At 59.3% G+C, this 17,353-nt stretch carries 12 protein-coding genes; 5 read left to right on the top strand and 7 right to left on the bottom strand.

The window, feature by feature from the left end; translation table 11 throughout:
• The first annotated feature begins 122 nt into the window (after positions 1-122).
• Positions 123-1,136: a hypothetical protein gene (locus EAY64_RS02690; protein ID WP_103523243.1), complete on the top strand. Its 1,014-nt coding sequence runs from the start codon at positions 123-125 to the stop codon at positions 1,134-1,136.
• 7 nt (positions 1,137-1,143) lie between these two features.
• Positions 1,144-2,835: a single-stranded-DNA-specific exonuclease RecJ gene (recJ, locus tag EAY64_RS02685; protein WP_103523242.1), complete on the top strand. Its 1,692-nt coding sequence runs from the start codon at positions 1,144-1,146 to the stop codon at positions 2,833-2,835.
• Between the two features lie 10 nt (positions 2,836-2,845).
• Here recJ and EAY64_RS02680 read toward each other — a convergent pair whose 3' ends face one another.
• Positions 2,846-3,556: a hypothetical protein gene (locus tag EAY64_RS02680; protein ID WP_103523241.1), complete on the bottom strand. Its 711-nt coding sequence runs from the start codon at positions 3,554-3,556 to the stop codon at positions 2,846-2,848.
• A gap of 88 nt (positions 3,557-3,644) precedes the next feature.
• Positions 3,645-4,982, bottom strand: a complete 1,338-nt coding sequence (gdhA, locus tag EAY64_RS02675; protein ID WP_199105658.1) for an NADP-specific glutamate dehydrogenase — start codon at positions 4,980-4,982, stop codon at positions 3,645-3,647.
• Positions 4,983-5,245: 263 nt separating this feature from the next.
• On the opposite strand from gdhA, the gene EAY64_RS02670 reads away from it, so the two are divergent.
• Both EAY64_RS02670 and EAY64_RS02665 read left to right on the top strand, forming a co-directional pair.
• A complete protein-coding gene (locus EAY64_RS02670; protein ID WP_226034141.1) occupies positions 5,246-6,727 on the top strand; it encodes a DNA recombination protein RmuC in 1,482 nt (493 codons plus the stop codon).
• Between the two features lie 154 nt (positions 6,728-6,881).
• On the top strand, positions 6,882-7,136 hold the full coding sequence (locus EAY64_RS02665) for a hypothetical protein (RefSeq protein ID WP_103523239.1): 255 nt from the start codon (positions 6,882-6,884) through the stop codon (positions 7,134-7,136).
• A 75-nt stretch (positions 7,137-7,211) separates the two neighbouring features.
• Here the strand turns inward: EAY64_RS02665 and EAY64_RS02660 are convergent, their stop codons facing one another.
• Positions 7,212-8,264, bottom strand: coding sequence for an NADP(H)-dependent aldo-keto reductase (locus EAY64_RS02660; protein WP_103523238.1), 1,053 nt, complete (start codon positions 8,262-8,264; stop codon positions 7,212-7,214).
• Between the two features lie 958 nt (positions 8,265-9,222).
• Between EAY64_RS02660 and EAY64_RS02655 the strand changes: the two genes are divergently transcribed.
• The gene (locus EAY64_RS02655; protein WP_103523237.1) at positions 9,223-10,392 is read left to right on the top strand and encodes a tyrosine-type recombinase/integrase; all 1,170 of its coding nucleotides are present in this window, start codon (positions 9,223-9,225) and stop codon (positions 10,390-10,392) included.
• A gap of 90 nt (positions 10,393-10,482) precedes the next feature.
• Here the strand turns inward: EAY64_RS02655 and EAY64_RS02650 are convergent, their stop codons facing one another.
• From EAY64_RS02650 to EAY64_RS02635, 4 genes are all read right to left on the bottom strand, one after another.
• Complete coding sequence (locus EAY64_RS02650) at positions 10,483-11,886, bottom strand: EAL and HDOD domain-containing protein (protein WP_103523285.1); 1,404 nt, start codon at positions 11,884-11,886, stop codon at positions 10,483-10,485.
• Positions 11,887-12,020: 134 nt separating this feature from the next.
• On the bottom strand, positions 12,021-12,671 hold the full coding sequence (locus EAY64_RS20335) for a TetR family transcriptional regulator (RefSeq protein ID WP_158604599.1): 651 nt from the start codon (positions 12,669-12,671) through the stop codon (positions 12,021-12,023).
• Positions 12,672-12,761: 90 nt separating this feature from the next.
• A complete protein-coding gene (adeC, locus tag EAY64_RS02640; RefSeq protein ID WP_103523236.1) occupies positions 12,762-14,201 on the bottom strand; it encodes an AdeC/AdeK/OprM family multidrug efflux complex outer membrane factor in 1,440 nt (479 codons plus the stop codon).
• Positions 14,201-17,344: an efflux RND transporter permease subunit gene (locus EAY64_RS02635; RefSeq protein WP_103523235.1), complete on the bottom strand. Its 3,144-nt coding sequence runs from the start codon at positions 17,342-17,344 to the stop codon at positions 14,201-14,203. The genes adeC and EAY64_RS02635 overlap by 1 nt, the downstream gene beginning before the upstream one ends.
• Positions 17,345-17,353 lie beyond the last annotated feature (9 nt).

Here is a 17,353-nt window from a genome sequence, read left to right as displayed (position 1 = left end):
CAACTTGGTTGAGTCCTGCTGTCATAAGTTCCGAAAACCATCCATTCAATGAAGGACTTGGCCTCGCTGCCGAGTGCCGTGCGGACAAGAAACTTGCCCGCCACCTGCCCGTACCTCAATCAATGAAGCTGACACTGCTGATGCCCGGCCTGAGCTGGCTGGATGCCCATGACTGGGCCGAAGTTTGCCGTGGACTGGCGCTGCCTGCCTTATCCACCTTGCTGGGGCGCGGAACCCGGCACACCGCACCAAGCACCCTGAGCAGCCTGTATCAGCAACCGCTGGGCATGCCTGGTGCCAGCATCGCCAGCCAGCTGGCGCAACGCGCCGGACTGGGCGCCGGCCACTGGCTGCTGGCCGATCCGGTGCATGTGCGCATCGACCGTGACCGCGCCTTGCTGGCCGACGTCGGGGTGATGACCCTCGCCCAGCACGAGGCCGATGCACTGCTGCTCAGCCTGAATCAGCACTTTGCCGAAGACGGCCTGCAATTTCATGCATCACAGCCGGGGCGCTGGTTGCTGCAACTACCCGATGCCAGCCGGGCTAGCTTTACCCCGCTGCCCGATGCCGTGGGGGAGAACGTCAACGAACACCTGCCTGCCGGCGAGCGCGGCCTGCACTGGAGCCGCCTGCTCAATGAAATGCAGATGCTGCTGTATATCCACCCGCTGAATGATGAACGCGAAGCGCGCGGCGAGTTGCCGGTCAACAGCGTCTGGCTGTGGGGCGATGCCGTCGAGGCAGGACCGGGCAGCGCAGTGGAGCGGCCGGATCTGGTTCTGGCCGATGATGAGCTGCTGCAACTGCAGGCGACGGCAGCCGGGCTGCCCTGTGACGCAGCCCCATACGCCTGCGATGGCTTGCTGGCGGCAGCTGGCAAGTGTGAGCATGTGCTCTTGGTACAAGATGCCTTGCTGGCCGCCGCGCAGTACCGCGACGCCTGGGGCTGGCGCGAACAACTGCAGCGCATGGAACAGGACTGGTTTGCTCCCTTGCTGCAGCTATTGAAACAGGGTCAACTGCAGCAGCTACGCTTGCTGTGCCATGGCCCGGCTGGTTTCGAACTAACCATTTCCCGCCACGCGCTGTGGAAATTCTGGCAGCGGCCACAAGCGCTGGCCGCCGTGTACTGAGAACACTATGTCGCACATTGTTACCCGCAGTGTCTCCGCAGACTCGCATTCCACCCTGGTTGCCCAGGGGCTGAGTCCGCTGATGGCCCGTCTGTATGCCGCCCGCGGCATTGCCGGCTGCGAAGAGCTGGACTACGCCCTCAAGGCCTTGCTGCCTTATCAGCAGATGAAGAACATCCAGGCCATGGCTCAGCGCCTGGCCGATGCCATCGCCAGCGGCCAGCGCATGCTGGTGGTGGCCGATTACGATGCCGATGGCGCAACCGCCTGCTCGGTTGCGGTAAAGGGCTTGTCCATGCTGGGCGGCAAGGTGGACTTCATCGTCCCCAACCGCTTTGAATACGGCTATGGCCTGACGCCTGAAATTGTCGAGCTGGCAGCGCAAAGCCAGCCGGACATCATCGTCACCGTGGACAACGGCATTGCCAGCGTGGCCGGGGTAGAGCGGGCACGCGAGCTGGGCATCGAAGTATTGATTACCGACCATCACCTGCCGGGCGATACCCTGCCGCAGGCGCTGATCGTCAACCCCAATCAGCCCGGCTGCGAATTTCCCTCCAAGAATCTGGCCGGGGTGGGGGTGATGTTCTATGTGCTGATGGCCTTGCGTGCCGAGCAACGCCAGCGCGGGGTATATGCCGGCAAGACCGAGCCGAATCTGGGTGAGCTGCTGGACTATGTGGCGCTGGGCACGGTGGCCGACGTGGTCAGGCTGGACCAGAACAACCGCATCCTGGTGGAAAATGGCCTGCGTCGCATGCGCGCCGGACGCATGGCGCCGGGCATTGCCGCGCTGTTTCGCATTGCCGGCCGCGCCCACTACAAGGCCAATACCTTTGATTTGGGTTTTACCCTGGGGCCACGGCTGAATGCCGCGGGGCGACTGGATGACATGAGCCTGGGCATTGCCTGCCTGTTGGCTGGCAGTGAAAGCCAGGCCATGACGCTGGCACAGGAGTTGGACCGGCTCAACCGCGAGCGCCGGGTGATCGAGCACGGCATGCAGGACGAGGCGCTGGCGGTACTGGCCAGCTTTGATCCGGCCGACCGCTACACGCTCACCTTATACCGCGACGACTGGCATCAAGGGGTGGTCGGCATTGTGGCGTCACGGCTGAAAGAGCGTTTTCATCGACCATCCATCGTGTTCGCCCCCGGCGACGAAGGGGAAATCAAGGGCTCCGGTCGCTCCATTCCCGGTTTTCATCTGCGCGATGCGCTGGATCTGGTCTACAAGCGCCATCCAGGCCTGATCCTGAAATTCGGCGGCCATGCCATGGCAGCCGGCATGACGCTGGCCGAGGCGCGCTTTGGCGAATTCCAACAGGCGTTCGAGCAGGTGGCGCGCGAACTGCTGGATGAAAACCAACTGACCCGCACCATCGAGACCGATGGCGGGCTGGATGCGCGTGAATTGCACCTGCCCTTTGCCGAAGAACTGGCAGCCGAGGTATGGGGGCAGGGCTTTCCGGTCCCGTATTTTTACGACCGCTTTGCGGTGATGAGCCAGCGCGTAGTGGGCGACAAGCATCTCAAGTTGCGCATTGCCAAGCAGGGCCAGGAATTCGACGCCATGCTGTTCAATCAGGTGGACTGGCTGCCGGACAATATCAATGCCGTCTACCAGCTGGTAGCGAATGAATGGCAGGGACGCAAGGAGCTGCAGATCTACCTGCAGCACTGGGAGGCAGCAGAATAAACCGGCATCACTATTGGTAGAGCGGCTGGCCGATGGCCAACTGGTCGTGATCGCGATAGCGGCTGGCCGGCCCCAGCGACCAGGCCCAGCCAGCCAGACTACCATCCGGCAAGGTGTAGAGCCGGATAGTGCCACGCCCGATGCCCGTTTGCTGGCTGCCATCCTCGCGATAGCGTGTATCGCCTTTCCAGTGGGCGCTTGAGGAGTCGATCACCTCCACCGCCCACTGCAGGGTGCCATCGATTTGCGGCTTTTTTGACGGGTTCAGTGGCTGTGGCATGGCGTTGATGATCATCACATGCCCGGTGTCTTTTTCATTCTGATACTTGGCGGCAAAGATATCGCCCGGCCGCACTTGCGCTATCACCTCGCGCCGGAGGAATCCCTCGCCGCTGGCAATTGCCTCGAAGTAGTTTTCCGCCTTGGGATAGCCCTTCCAGTGACCATGGTGCACGGCAGCCAGTGCCTGGCTATTGACGCGCTCGAACAGGGCGTCGATCAGGCCGCTACAGTCCGTCTTGACTTCCGGCTCAGTGACGCTGCCAAACAATCCAAAGTCACCCTTCCAGCGCACCCTGCCATTGTGCTGATAACTATTGCGCGCCGGACTGACGTCCTCCAGTAGTTGGCGCGCCAGTTGCAGGTGCGGCGGGATGTCATCGGCAACAGCCAATGGCGTATACAGGACAGGCAGAGTCAGCAGCAAAAGTAGGAAGCGCATGGCATAAACTGGACAGGGTTCATGACAGTGCATTATCACCGCAGGCCAGATCTGCGGCCAGCGGCAAATGGCCACCGACCGCCCGGCGCTACAGCACGCCTTGCGCCAGCATGGCATCCGCCACTTTGACAAAACCGGCGATATTGGCACCGCGCACATAGCTGTGGCGACCATCCGGCCCGCGACCATGAAGCAGGCAAGCCTGATGAATCCCCTGCATGATGGAGTGCAGGCGGGCGTCAACCTCACCATGGCTCCAGTTCAGCCGAGCGGCATTCTGGCTCATTTCCAGGCCAGAGGTGGCCACGCCGCCCGCATTGCTGGCCTTGCCCGGGGCATACAGTACGCCAGCCTCCTCGAACAGACGCACCGCCTCCAGCGTGGAGGGCATGTTTGCGCCTTCGGCCACGCAGCACACGCCATTGGCAATCAACTGGCGCGCATCGCTCTCATTCAGCTCGTTCTGGGTGGCGCAGGGCAGGGCAACGTCCACCGGCACGCCCCAGGGACGGATGCCCGCATGAAACGGCAGTCCGACGCGGGCCGCATAATCGCTGACGCGGCCATACAGGTGGTTTTTCACTTCCATCAACTCGGCCAGTTTCTCCGGGGTAAAACCCGCCTCGTCAAAGACTGTGCCGCCGGAGTCGGAAACCGTCAGCACCTTGGCACCCAGTTCCATCGCCTTGGCCACTGCGTATTGCGCCACATTGCCGGAGCCGGACACGCTGATACGCAAACCCTCCAGTGATAAGCCACGGGTCTGCAGCATCTCCTGTGCAAAATATACCGTGCCAAAACCGGTGGCCTCAGGCCGCATCAGCGAACCGCCATAACTCAGTCCCTTGCCGGTAAACACGCAGTCGGCGCGATTATTCAGTTTCTTCACCATGCCCGCCATATAACCGATTTCGCGGCCACCGACACCAATATCGCCGGCCGGCACATCGGTATCGGCACCGATATGGCGACGCAATTCACTGGCAAATGCCTGGCAGAATCGCATCACCTCGGCCGGACTCTTGCCCTTGGGGTCGAAATCAGCACCACCTTTGGCTCCGCCCATCGGCAGGGTGGTCAGTGCGTTTTTCAGGGTTTGTTCAAACGCCAGAAACTTCAGCACCGACAAATTGACCGAGGGGTGAAAACGGATGCCACCCTTGTAAGGACCAATAGCCATGCTGTGCTGGACACGGTAACCGCGATTGACTTGCACCCGGCCATGGTCGTCGGTCCAGCAGACCCGGAACATCACGATGCGCTCCGGCTCGACCAGCCGCTCCAGCAAGGCATGCTCGGTATAGCGGGGATGCTGCTGCAAAAAAGGTTCCAGGCTGGCGACGACCTCGCTTACCGCCTGCAAGTATTCTGGCTGATCCGGGTTGCGGGCCTGGATGTGCTGTAAAAATGGCTGAAGACTGGGCATGATCAATGGCTTTGCAAGCAGTGGTTTGATGACGTTGCGGTTGCAACGGAGGAAGGCTATTTTGTCCCAGAATTCCTGGATCATTGCGCCACCGGTCGATATTGGGAATATTCTTTGCCCGGTACGGAAATCCATTCGATCTGATCGGAAACAACCGCAGCAGGCGCTGCCGGCAATGCTGATGCAAAGGCCCTTCATGAATTGGTACAAAATCAAATAATCAGTTATGCTTGCCCGCAACCGACATGCTTCAGGATGAACCGATGATTGAGTTGGCACTGGGTATATTACTGGGCACGGCAAGCGGCCTGCTGCTGGCGCGTTACCAACTACAGCGCCGTCAACAGCTGGAGTTACAGCAATGGCTGCAGCGCGAAGCCACTTTGCAGGCGCAACTGCAAGCAGCGCAGGACAACAGTGCGCAGGCCGCCCAACGCGAAGACAAATTGCAGCAGGAGCAGGCTAGTCTGCGCCAACAGTTGAACGAAGCACAGCAACAAACCGCAGCGCACTGGGCCAGCCGGCAGGAGCAAGTCAAACAGCTGGAGCAGCTGCGCAGCGAATGGCAGCAACAGCAGCAGCAACTGCGCCTGCACGGCGAGGAAGTGGTGCGACTGGGCGGCCGGGAGCAAGAGCTGCAAACCCTGCTGCAACAGGAAAAACAGCAATCCGCCGAAAAACTGGCCTTGCTCAGCGAAGCCCGCGAAACGCTCAGTAATCAGTTCAAGGCATTAGCCAGCGACATCCTCGAAGAAAAATCCAAACGGTTTACCGAACAGAATCAGCAAAATATCGGTGCCATGCTTGGCCCGCTGCACGAACGCATCCAGGGTTTTGGCAAGCTGGTGCAGGATACTTATGACAAGGACTCCAAAGAGCGGCTGACACTGGAACACGAATTGCGCCGCCTGCAGGAGCTGAATACCCGACTGAACCAGGATGCGGTGGCATTGACTCAGGCGCTGACCGGTGCCAACAACAAGACCCAGGGTGGCTGGGGCGAAATGGTGCTGGAAAAGGTGCTGGAAACATCCGGCCTGACCCGTGACCGAGAATACCGGGTGCAAGTGTCGGATATAGTGGAGACCGAAGATGGCCTCAAACGCTACCAGCCCGATGTGGTGATCGACCTGCCGGAAGGCAAGCAACTGGTGGTTGATTCCAAGGTCAGTCTCAATGCCTATGTACGCTATGTGGCCAGCGATGACGCGGCCGTGCGCGAGCAAGAGCTGAAACTGCATGCAACGGCCATACGCCAGCACATTCGCAGCTTGTCGGAAAAACGTTATCAGGATCTCTACCACCTCAATACCGTTGATTTCGTCTTCATGTTCATTCCGGTCGAGCCAGCCTATCTGCTGGCCGTGCAGCACGACATGAGCCTGTTCAACGAGGCATTCGAGCGGCGCATCATGATTGTTGGCCCCAGCACGCTACTGGCTACCCTGCGTACCGTGGCCAGCATCTGGCGCTACGAATACCAGAACCAGAATGCCCAGGAGATTGCCCGGCAAAGCGGTGCCATGTACGACAAGCTGGCCGGCTTCGTCGGCAATATGGAAAAACTCGGCAAACAGCTGGATAGTACCCGCGACACGTTTGGCGATGCCATGAAGCAACTCTCCAGCGGGCGCGGCAACTTGTTGTCCAGTGCAGAAAGGCTGCGCAAGATGGGCATCAAGCCCAACAAGCAGCTGCCCGGCCACTTGCTGGGCGATGCCGCCGGGGAGGGCGACGATGACTGAAAAGTCCCAACGGGCGGTCGTCACGCAAACTTCAGGCGCAGCATTTTGTCCCAGACGGGGATGAACAATTCCGTGCAAATGGTAAGATAGCGCCCAGCGCAACATGAAGCAGGGTCGCAGCCTTGCGGCCCGCATTGATAACAGGAGTAACAGTATGGTGTTCTTCAAGATCCCGATGCGCAATTCCAGCGAATGGGAAAAAATGTACGACTTCATCGTGGTGGAAATGAAATCCGCCGACGAACTGGATGACGTGCTGTCTGCCACCCTGTACGACGTGTTCGGCGAATTCGATGACGATCAGCCGGAACACTGGCAGCCGCAACAGCTGACACTGGAACAGGCCCTAGCATCTGGCTGGCCGATTTTCAGCTACGCTCTGTACCAGCGCGAAAAAGACATCGAGTAAGCCTGACAGGCATGTCTGCCCAAGAAAAAGCCCTGATAAACCAGGGCTTTTTTACGTCAGCGGGCAAGGCCGGGCTCAAGGGCAGGGGTTGGGCATGCGGCCATGAATGGCTTCCAGCTCCTGCATGACGGTCTCATCCAGCGTCAAATGGATACTGTCCAGATTTTCCTGCAATTGGGGCAGGGTGGTCGCACCAATGATGTTGCTGGTCACGAAAGGGCGGCTATTGACGAAAGCAAGCGCCATCTGGGCCGGACTCAGGCCGTGGCGTTGTGCCAGATCGACATAAGCCTGCGCCGCCAATGCAGCCCCTTCACTGCTATAGCGGGTAAAGCGCTCGAACAGCGTCAGGCGGGCAGCCGCAGGCCGTGCACCATTCAGATACTTGCCGGACAACACGCCAAAAGCCAGCGGCGAATAAGCCAGCAAACCAATGTTTTCCCGACGGCTGAACTCGGACAGGCCGATCTCAAACAGCCGATTGAGCAGGCTGTAAGGATTCTGGATGCTCACCACCCGTGGCAAACCCAGGTTTTCCGAGGCTTTCAGAAACTGTGCCAGACCCCAGGGCGTTTCATTGGACAAGCCAATGGCGCGGATTTTACCCGCATCGATAAACTCCTTGAGAATGGCCAGCGTTTCCTCGATGGGCGTACTGCCATCCGGATCATCCTGCCAGGGAAAACCAAGCGTACCAAAGGTATTGGCAGTGCGATCCGGCCAGTGCAGCTGGTACAGATCCAGATAATCGGTTTGCAGGCGGCGCAGGCTGGCATCCAGCGCCTGGGTCAGATTCTTGCGATCGAAGTGCGGCTTGCCATCGCGAAAGTGGCTGGGCCGCTTGGGATCGCTTGCCGGGCCAACGGCCTTACTGGCCAGCACAATACGCTCGCGCAGGCCGGACTTTTTCAGCCAGCTACCGATATAGCTCTCGGTCAAGCCCTGGGTTTCCGGGCGCGGCGGCACCGGGTACATTTCGGCAGCATCAATCAGGTTGACGCCATGTTCCAGTGCCAGATCAATCTGGCTATGCGCTTCGGCTTCGGTATTCTGTTCGCCCCAGGTCATGGTACCCAGAGCGATCACGCTGACCGAAACATCGGTATCGCCCAACTTGCGGTATTGCATGGTGCTTGTCTTTCAGTGCGGTGGGTCAAGCCAGCTATGGTAACGGCCAGCCTGGCGGGTGAGAAGCCATATATGACCACAGCAAGGACATGGTTTGTCCCGTAGCTTGTCCCTTGCAGGGTAATTTACATTGGCCTGCTTCGTCGATTCGCATAATATATATTATGTCAAATTGACAATTATGTTTGATGCAGCGTGACCGCGTATGCGTGAGAACACCTGCTGGATTAATCAATGTGATGCGCTGTAGATCCTGCAAGGAAATGAGTCTGCCACAGTGCCGCGTCGGGCCTGCCTTGACCAACCCGATCAACTGGCCCACGTGCTCGGCCAGTCCTAAGGTCGTCATGCAGATCAGCCCCAGCCCTGCAGTGAGTCGGACACGCGATAATCAATGCCGATTCAGAACTTGCCCGGTCGTAACCGACTGGTTGTCAGATTATCGCGATAAAACCAAGGCATGTTTGCGTGGTTCTGGCTGGGCCATGGCAGGCCAATGCCAAATGAGCCTGGCTACGAATGCTTATTGACTGTATCGGGTCTTGCTACGCATCGCCGGCACCAGCAAGACCCGATAGCGCAAACGACGGCACTCCACAAAAACTACCCGGATTGCGTGAACCAGTGGGTGCCTTACTTCTGGGTGCCAGGCCTCTGGATGCCTTGCCTCGGTCTGCGACCTGTTTGAGGCCAGGATGCGCTGGAATCATCCCGACAGGGCGTCCGGCCACACCTCCCCTGCGGGCGGGATTTATCGGTGTTACAGCCCAAGCTGAACGGGTGATTGCTCATGGGCAAGAGCAGGCGAGCCGACAAAAATCCAGTTATAATTCACCATTATCCACATAATGTTGATATTTATTTAAATGAAAAATTATAAATTAACCATCATCGCCTTGGTGCTTTTGCTGGCGCTTTTGGCTGCCGTCGGAGTGATTGATTGAATTTCCCTGCCTTGATGATTGAGACAGAGACCGAATCGGCCGCTGCCAGCTCGTCCACGCTGCAGCCCGCTACGGCACATGGCTGGAATCGCCAGCAAGGCGCCTGCCTGATCGATGCCGATTCCGATGTCGAGGCGGTGCGCACCTGGCTCAAGGAATACCGCAAGCGGCCGCGCACGCTGGATTCGTATCGCAAGGAGGCCGAACGCTTTTTGCTGTGGGCCTCACTCAAGCGCGGCAAGAACCTGTCCGACATCAATCGTGATGATGTGCTGGAATACAGCGATTTCCTGCGTAATCCGGATGTCAGCTGGTGCGGGCCAACCCGGCCGCGCAGCCATCCTGACTGGAAGCCGTTTGCCAAGTGGTCGCCGCACAAACACGGCTTGTCGGAATCATCCTGCCTGCAAGCCCAGGTCATTCTGGCCAATCTGTTCCGCTACCTGGTTGAGGCTGGTTATCTGCGCCACAACCCGTTCGCGCTCAAACGCGGGCGTTCGCCCGAAGCGCGGGCCATTCATGACGAACGTCTGCTGGAAAAAGAAACCATCGATTTCCTGTTCAACTGGCTGGAAACATTGCCGGCGGAAACCGAGCGGGAAAAGCGCCATGCCGAGCGGGCCTTGTGGATTATTTCGCTGTACTACTACACCGCTGCACGTTTGCGCGAAATCCCGGCGGCACGCATGGCTGACATGCGGCTGATCCGGGGCAACTGGTGGTTCCGGGTGACAGGGAAAGGTGACAAGGAGGGGCTGGTGCCGGTGCCGGCTGCCCTGTTGGCTGCCTTGCAACGCTATCGCGGCTTTCTGGGGCTGACTCCCCTGCCCTCGCCGGGCGAAACCACGCCGCTGGTGTGCAGTGTGTACGGGGAAATGGCCGCGATCAGTGCCGACTCGCTGTACAAAATCATCAAGTCGATCATGAAATCAGCAGCAGATGATGCCAGGGCCTGCGGTCACAGCCAGATTGCCGCCAATCTGGAACACGCCACCACGCACTGGCTGCGGCACAGTTCGGCCTCGCATCAGCTGGAGGCCGGCCTGCCGCTGCTGACAGTCAGCCAGAATCTGCGTCATTCGCAGATTGAAACCACCCGGCGTTACCTGCATACCGAAGATGACGACCGGCACCAGGCCACCGTCAACTGGAGCAAGCCAGGCAAGCGCTCACGCGAACAGTAGCGGATTGCGGGCGGTGGGCAGCAAGCATGCCAACTGCCCTGCCCCGCCCCCTATGCAACTACAACGAGGCTGGCTCCGCTGGATAGGGCGCTACACCCCTTCCACATTGCTTTGCACCTCGCTCTCGCTCAGCACTTCCTGCGCCCACACCACCGCTTCCATATACACGCTGCTGACCTGATCAAGGTCGACATCCATTTGCGCGGCCAAGCTGGTGATGCCTTCGCCATCATCCTGTTCGCAAGCCTGGGCCAGCTGCAGGGGGGCGGCAAACAATCCCTTCTGCTGCAGCAGCGCATCAGAAATCATGAAGGGCAGGTCCAGCGGCTCCAGCGCCTCGGCCAGCGTCAGATTGAGCAAATCGCCCAGCAGGGAAAACATGCCGGTCAGAAACAGATGCTCGGCTTCCAGCTTGTTGCCACGGATGATGCCCAGTTCTTCCATGAAGTGGGCACGGATCAGCGATTTTTCCAGCAGCGACAAGGTGGCACCACCGTCGCCATCCGAGGTAAACAGCAACAGGGACAGCCATTTGAACAGGGCGCTGCGCCCCAGCAGCATCAGGCCCTCATCGATGGTCTGAATCTTGCGCGACAGGCCATTTACCGGTGAGTTGACAAAGCGCAGCAGCTTGAACAGCAATAGCGAATCCAGCTTGAACTGGGCTTCAATCTCCGCCGCCGGTGCATTGGCACGCAGCAGCCGCATGATTTCCAGCACCCGCCCCTGGCTTGCACCTTCTTTCTGACTGACCCGGTTTTGCGCCACTGACAGGTAAGAGCCATGAAACAGGGCAAAACGCTCGCTATTGGGCGAGTGGCGGCACAGTGCCAGTTCTTCGGCAGTATTGATATTGCGGGCCAGCCAGCGCATTTGCGGATAACGCTGTGGCAATTGTTCCAGCAAGGGAAACAGCGCCCGCGTATTCGGTGCGGCGAAATCCAGCACCATGTAATCCACACGCTGATACAGTGCCAGCGCAGCCGGAGCCGTGCCATAGCGCGCCGGCTCCACGGCAAAGCGCAAGCCGGCGGCACGCAGTGCATCCAGTTGTGGCATCACCGTGTCCGCCAGCTGTTCGCCATCCTGCAGTTCCAGCAAATAAATGGCGCTGGCCACTGGCAATTCCTGCTGCAACAAGTCGTCCAGCGAAGCCAGCGACACATGAATAAACGCCCGCCGAAAAGCCAGCAGGCGGAAAATATTCATGTTTTTCAGGGTATTGAACAGTAGCTGGTCAAAACTGCGCCGGCTGGCGGCTGGCCTGGCCAGCGCCACACTATCCTTGACGGCGAATTCGTAAGCAACAATGCGCTGCGACTGATCCTGAATGGGCTGGTGCGAAACAAAACCCAGCGTCTGTGGCAGGCTGAAGGGGGGCGCCTGAGCGGCAACATCCTCATCGACGACAGCAACAGCTTGCAGCCGCGATGGCAGGCTGTCTGCTGCCTGCTCTCCCCGACCAAGCAAGCCGCCGAATATTTTTTTGAACATGATCCACTCTCTGACTGAAACGACTAGCTGGCCGCTGATATCCAGGCTGCCCACAACCGTCCAAAAAGACAGCTACGCCATGGCCATGACAGTGTAGTCAGTATTGCGCAAAAGGGAAAATCAGATCCTGCAACTCACTGCGCAGCAGGTAGCCAGCAATCGGCAACAAACACCCCGGCAAAAAACGGGGTCAGTAGCTGTTCGCAGTGATTTTCCAGATCGACCACTTGCGGATTGAGCATCCAGCTGTCAACCAGACCGCAAATCATCGAATGCAGACAGCCGGAGGCACAGGCCAGATCAATGCCCGGCCTGACCTGCCCTCTTTCTGCGGCCTGGCTCAGCATGGCGTGCAGATTGCCCACCTTTTCCATCAGCCAGGTACGATCCAGCAAAAAGGAGTTTTGCATTTCGCCGACAAATTCGCAGCGCAAATTGATGATGCCCACCACGCGGGCAATGCGCGGACTGGTCGCCACCAGTTGCAACACCTCGCAGCTGTGTTGCCACAAGCGCTGTGCCGGACTCAGCTCCGGGCAGTAGTCTTCGGTCAGCAGTGCCTGCATCATTTCTTCGAATTGGGGAAAGGCCCGTTCGCACATGGCGTTGAACAGGTCGGACTTGTTGTCGAAGTGCCAGTAAATGGCTCCCCGCGTCAGGCCGGCGTGTTCGGCGATGCCGGCCAGCGTGGTCTTGCTGACGCCCTGCTCCCAGAACAGCTGCTCGGCAGCATCCAGCAGCAGCTGGCGGGTTTTGTCTGCTTCTTCTTTGGTCTTGCGTGCCATCTTGTCATCACCGGAATCATGGCCGGGTACATTGCCCGGCCTTTGGAGTAAGTTCAGTGGCCGCCATGCCGCAGGCACGGCGGCCTTGGCTTAGCCGGCCTGCTCTGGCGCCTGCCAGCCACCGCCCAGCACCTTGTACAAGGTCACCAGATTGGAAGCTTGCGACAAGCGGGTGCTGATCAGGTTTTGCTGCGCCGAATACAGGCTGCGCTGTGCCACCAGCAAGGTGAGGTAGCTATCCACCCCCACCTTGAAACGGGCTTCCGACAGCTGCAGGCTGCGCTGGCTGGACTGCACCAGCGCCTGCTGTGCCCGCAACTGGGTGCCTACTGTGCCACGCACCGCCAGTGCATCCGCCACCTCGCCAAAAGCAGTCTGAATGGCCTTTTCGTATTTGGCTACCGTGATATCCCGCGCCACTTTGGCTGACTCGAGATTGGCGCTCAGGCTGCCTGCATTGAAGATGGGCAGATTGATCGACGGGCTGAACGACCAAGTACCACTACCAGCCTTGAACAGATCGGACAGATTGCTGGAGCTGGCACCGGCACTGGCGGTCAGGCTGATGCTGGGGAAAAACTTCGCCCGCGCCGCACCGATATTGGCATTGGCCGCTTTCAGGTCGTGCTCCGCCGCCAGAATATCCGGTCGGCGCTGCAGCAGCTCGGACGGCAGACCAGCCGGCAAGTCGGCAAGCCGGCCCTGTGTTTCCAGATCGCCAGCTTGCAGGATGTCCGGCGGAATGCTGCTCCCCACCAGCAAGGTCAGCGCGTTTTCATCCTGCGCCACCTGTCGCTGATAGCTGGCCTGGTCGGCCAGTGCCGTCTGTACGGTGGTATCGGCATCGCTCAGATCCAGCTCGGTTGCTGCGCCCACCTCCAGCTTGCGCCGGGTCAGCTCGTACGAAGCCTGCTGCGACTTGAGCGTGCCCTGCGCCACTTGCAAGTGCTGTCGGTCTGCCAGCAGGGTCAGGTAGGCATTGGCCACCTCGGCCACCAGCGATATCTGCGTGCTACGCCGGGTTTCCTCCAGCGAGAAGTAGTTTTCCAGCGCCTGTTGCTTCAGGCTGGACAGGCGGCCGAACACATCCAGTTCGTAAGCGCTAAAGCCGATGCCGGCTGTGTAGCTATGGCTGATGTACTCCTGACCAGTACTGCTGATGCTGGCCGGCACACGCTGACTGGTGCCACTGCCACTGGCACTGACAGATGGGAACAGATCCGCCTTGGTAATCTGGTACTGCGCGCGCGCCGCTTCGATATTCAATGCTGCCACACGCAGATCGCGGTTATTCTCCAGCGCCAGTGTGATCAGCTGCCGCATGGCCGGATCGGTAAAAAACTGCTGCCAGGCCAGCTGGTCAGCCGATGTACTGCCAGCCTTGGCGGCCGGCACCCCCAGATAGGCCGGGCCGCTCGGCCATTGCGCCGCGACTGGCGATGCGGGTTGCTGATATTGCGGGATCAGCGAGCAGCCGGCCAGTGCACTAGCCAACAGCGACAGGCTGCATAGCTTGATGAATCGGGACATTACAGGCCCTCCTTACTGATGCCGTGCATATCATCTGCCCGCTTCTTGGGCGGGAAACGGCGACGGATGACCACGAAAAAGACCGGAACCAGGAAAATCGCCAACACAGTGGCGGAGATCATGCCGCCCATCACCCCGGTACCAATGGCGTTCTGGCTGCCGGAGCCGGCGCCATGGCTGATCACCAGCGGCAAAATACCCAGAATGAAGGCCAGTGAAGTCATCAGGATGGGGCGCAGCCGCATGCGTACCGCTTCCATGGTGGCGGCAATCAATTCCTTGCCGTGTTCCTGCTGCTCCTTGGCAAATTCCACAATCAGAATGGCGTTCTTCGAGGCCAGACCGATGGTGGTCAACAGACCCACCTGGAAATACACGTCATTGGACAGGCCACGCAGGCTGGCAGCGAGCAAGGCACCGATCACCCCCAGCGGCACCACCATCATCACCGAGAAGGGGATCGACCAGCTTTCATACAGCGCCGCCAGGCACAGGAAGACAATGAGCAGCGAAATGGCATACAGCGCCGGCGCTTGCGAGCCGGACAGGCGCTCTTCGTAAGACAGCCCGGTCCATTCGAAACCTATGCCAGGCGGCAGCTGCTTGATCATGTTTTCCATCTCGCTCATCGCAGTACCGGTACTGACACCGGCTGCCGGCGAACCCTGGATTTCCACCGACGACTGGCCGTTGTAGCGCTCCAGACGCGGCGAGCCAAAGCCCCAGTGCGAGCTGGCAAAGGCCGAGAACGGGACCATGCTGCCGCTGCTGTTACGCACATACCAGTTACCCAGATCTTCCGGTGACATGCGGTATGGCGCATCGCCCTGCAGATAGACTTTCTTGATACGGCCGCGGTCGATGAAGTCGTTGACATAGCTGGAACCGATGGCAGTACTCAGCGTGGTATTGATGTCAGCAACCGATACACCCAAGGCATTGGCCTTTTCGTGATCGACATCCAGCAGGTATTGCGGGTTGTCGCTCAGACCGTTGGGGCGTACCGCCATCAACAGCGGGTTCTTGGCAGCCATGCCCAGCAACTGGTTGCGTGCAGCCATCAGCTTGTCATGCCCCAAGCCGGCACGGTCCTGCAATTGCAGGTCGAAACCGGAGGCATTGCCCAGCTCCATCACCGCTGGCGGGGCAAAGGCAAAGATCATGGCATCGCGGATCTGGCTGAATGCACCCATGGCACGGCCAGCGACCGCTTTCACGGTCAGGTCCGGCCGGTTACGCTGATCCCAGGGCTTGAGCTGGACAAAACCCAGACCCATGTTCTGGCCGCTACCGGCAAAACCGAAGCCGGACACGGTAAACAGCGAATTGACGGCCGGATCCGCCAGGAAATGCTTTTGCACTTGCAGCAAGGCAGCATCGGTACGTTCCTGGGTGGCACCCGGCGGCAATTGCACCTGGGTAAACAGAATGCCCTGGTCTTCTTCCGGCAGGAAGGACGTCGGCAGCCGCATGAACAGCACCGCCATGGCGATGATGATGCCGAGGTAAATCACCATATAGCGCAGCGATTTTTTCAGCATGCGCGCCACGATGCCCTGATAGCGCTCACTATTGCGGTCGAAGGTACGGTTAAACCAGCCGAAGATACCGGTGTATTCATGACCGACACCATGGCCTTTCTCTACCGGCTTGAGCAAGGTTGCGCACAAAGCCGGAGTCAACACCAGGGCCACCAGCACCGACAGTGCCATCGACGACACCACGGTAATGGAGAACTGGCGATAGATGACGCCGGTAGAGCCACCAAAGAAGGCCATCGGCACAAACACCGCCGCCAGCACCAGCGCGATACCGATCAGTGCGCCGGTAATCTGGCCCATTGATTTGCGCGTGGCTTCACGCGGAGGCAGGCCCTCCTCGCTCATCACCCGTTCGACGTTTTCCACCACCACGATGGCATCATCCACCAGCAGGCCAATGGCCAGCACCAGGCCAAACATGGTCAGGGTATTGATGGAAAAGCCCGTGGCGGCCATCACACCAAAAGTACCCAGCAGCACTACTGGTACCGCGATGGTGGGAATCAGCGTGGCGCGGAAGTTTTGCAGGAAGACATACATCACCACAAACACCAGGCCGATGGCTTCCACCAGCGTCTTCACCACTTCTTCGATGGAGATTTTTACAAACGGCGTAGTGTCATACGGGTAAACCGCCTTCACACTCTTGGGGAAGTAGGCCGACAGCTCGGCCACCTTGTCGCGCACGGCCTGGGCGGTGTCCAGTGCATTGGCACCACTGGCCAGCTTGATGGCCACACCGGTCGCCGGCTTGCCATTGAACAGGGCCTTGGTGCGATAGGTTTCTGCCCCCAGTTCGATACGGGCCACGTCCTTGAGCAGCACGCGTGAGCCATCGGTATTCACTTTCAGCAGGATTTTGCCAAACTGCTCGGCGCTGGACAGCCGGGTCTGCGCCACGATGGTGGCATTCAGCTGCTGACCAGGCTTGGCCGGCAAGCCACCCAGCTGGCCAGCGGATACCTGGGCATTCTGTGCCGTGATGGCGGTGGAAACATCGCCGGTGGTCAGCTGATAGCTATTGAGCTTGTTGGGGTCCAGCCAGATGCGCATCGAATACTGCGAACCAAACAAGGACACTTCACCCACGCCATTGACCCGGCTGAGGGTATCCTGCAGGTTGCTGGCAACATAGTCACCCAGGTCGGTGCCGTTCATGCTGCCATCTTCCGAGACAAAACCCACCACCATCAGGAAGTTACGCGCCGACTTGGTCACAGTAATGCCCTGCTGCTGCACGACGGTGGGCAAGGCAGCCATGGCGGACTGCAGCTTGTTTTGCACCTGCACCTGTGCGGTGTCCGGGTTGGTGCCGGCATCGAAGGTCATGGTGATGGTGACTGCACCGGTGTCGTCACTGGTGGAGTTCATGTAACGCAGGTGGTCGATACCCTGCATCTTCTGCTCGATCACCTGGGTAACGCTGTCTTCCACGGTTTTGGCCGAAGCCCCGGGATAGGTTGCGTTGATGGCGATTTGCGGCGGCGCGATGGCCGGGTACTGTGACACCGGCAGGCTGCGAATCGACAGCAGGCCGGCCAGCATGATCACAATGGCGATCACCCAGGCAAAGATCGGCCGGTCAATAAAAAATTTCGACATGAATCTTTT

The organism is Aquitalea palustris, assembly GCF_003693445.1.
GTDB lineage: Bacteria > Pseudomonadota > Gammaproteobacteria > Burkholderiales > Chromobacteriaceae > Aquitalea > Aquitalea palustris.
Note: the sequence above shows the minus strand (reverse complement) of the source record. Positions and strands in the feature narration are given on the sequence as shown.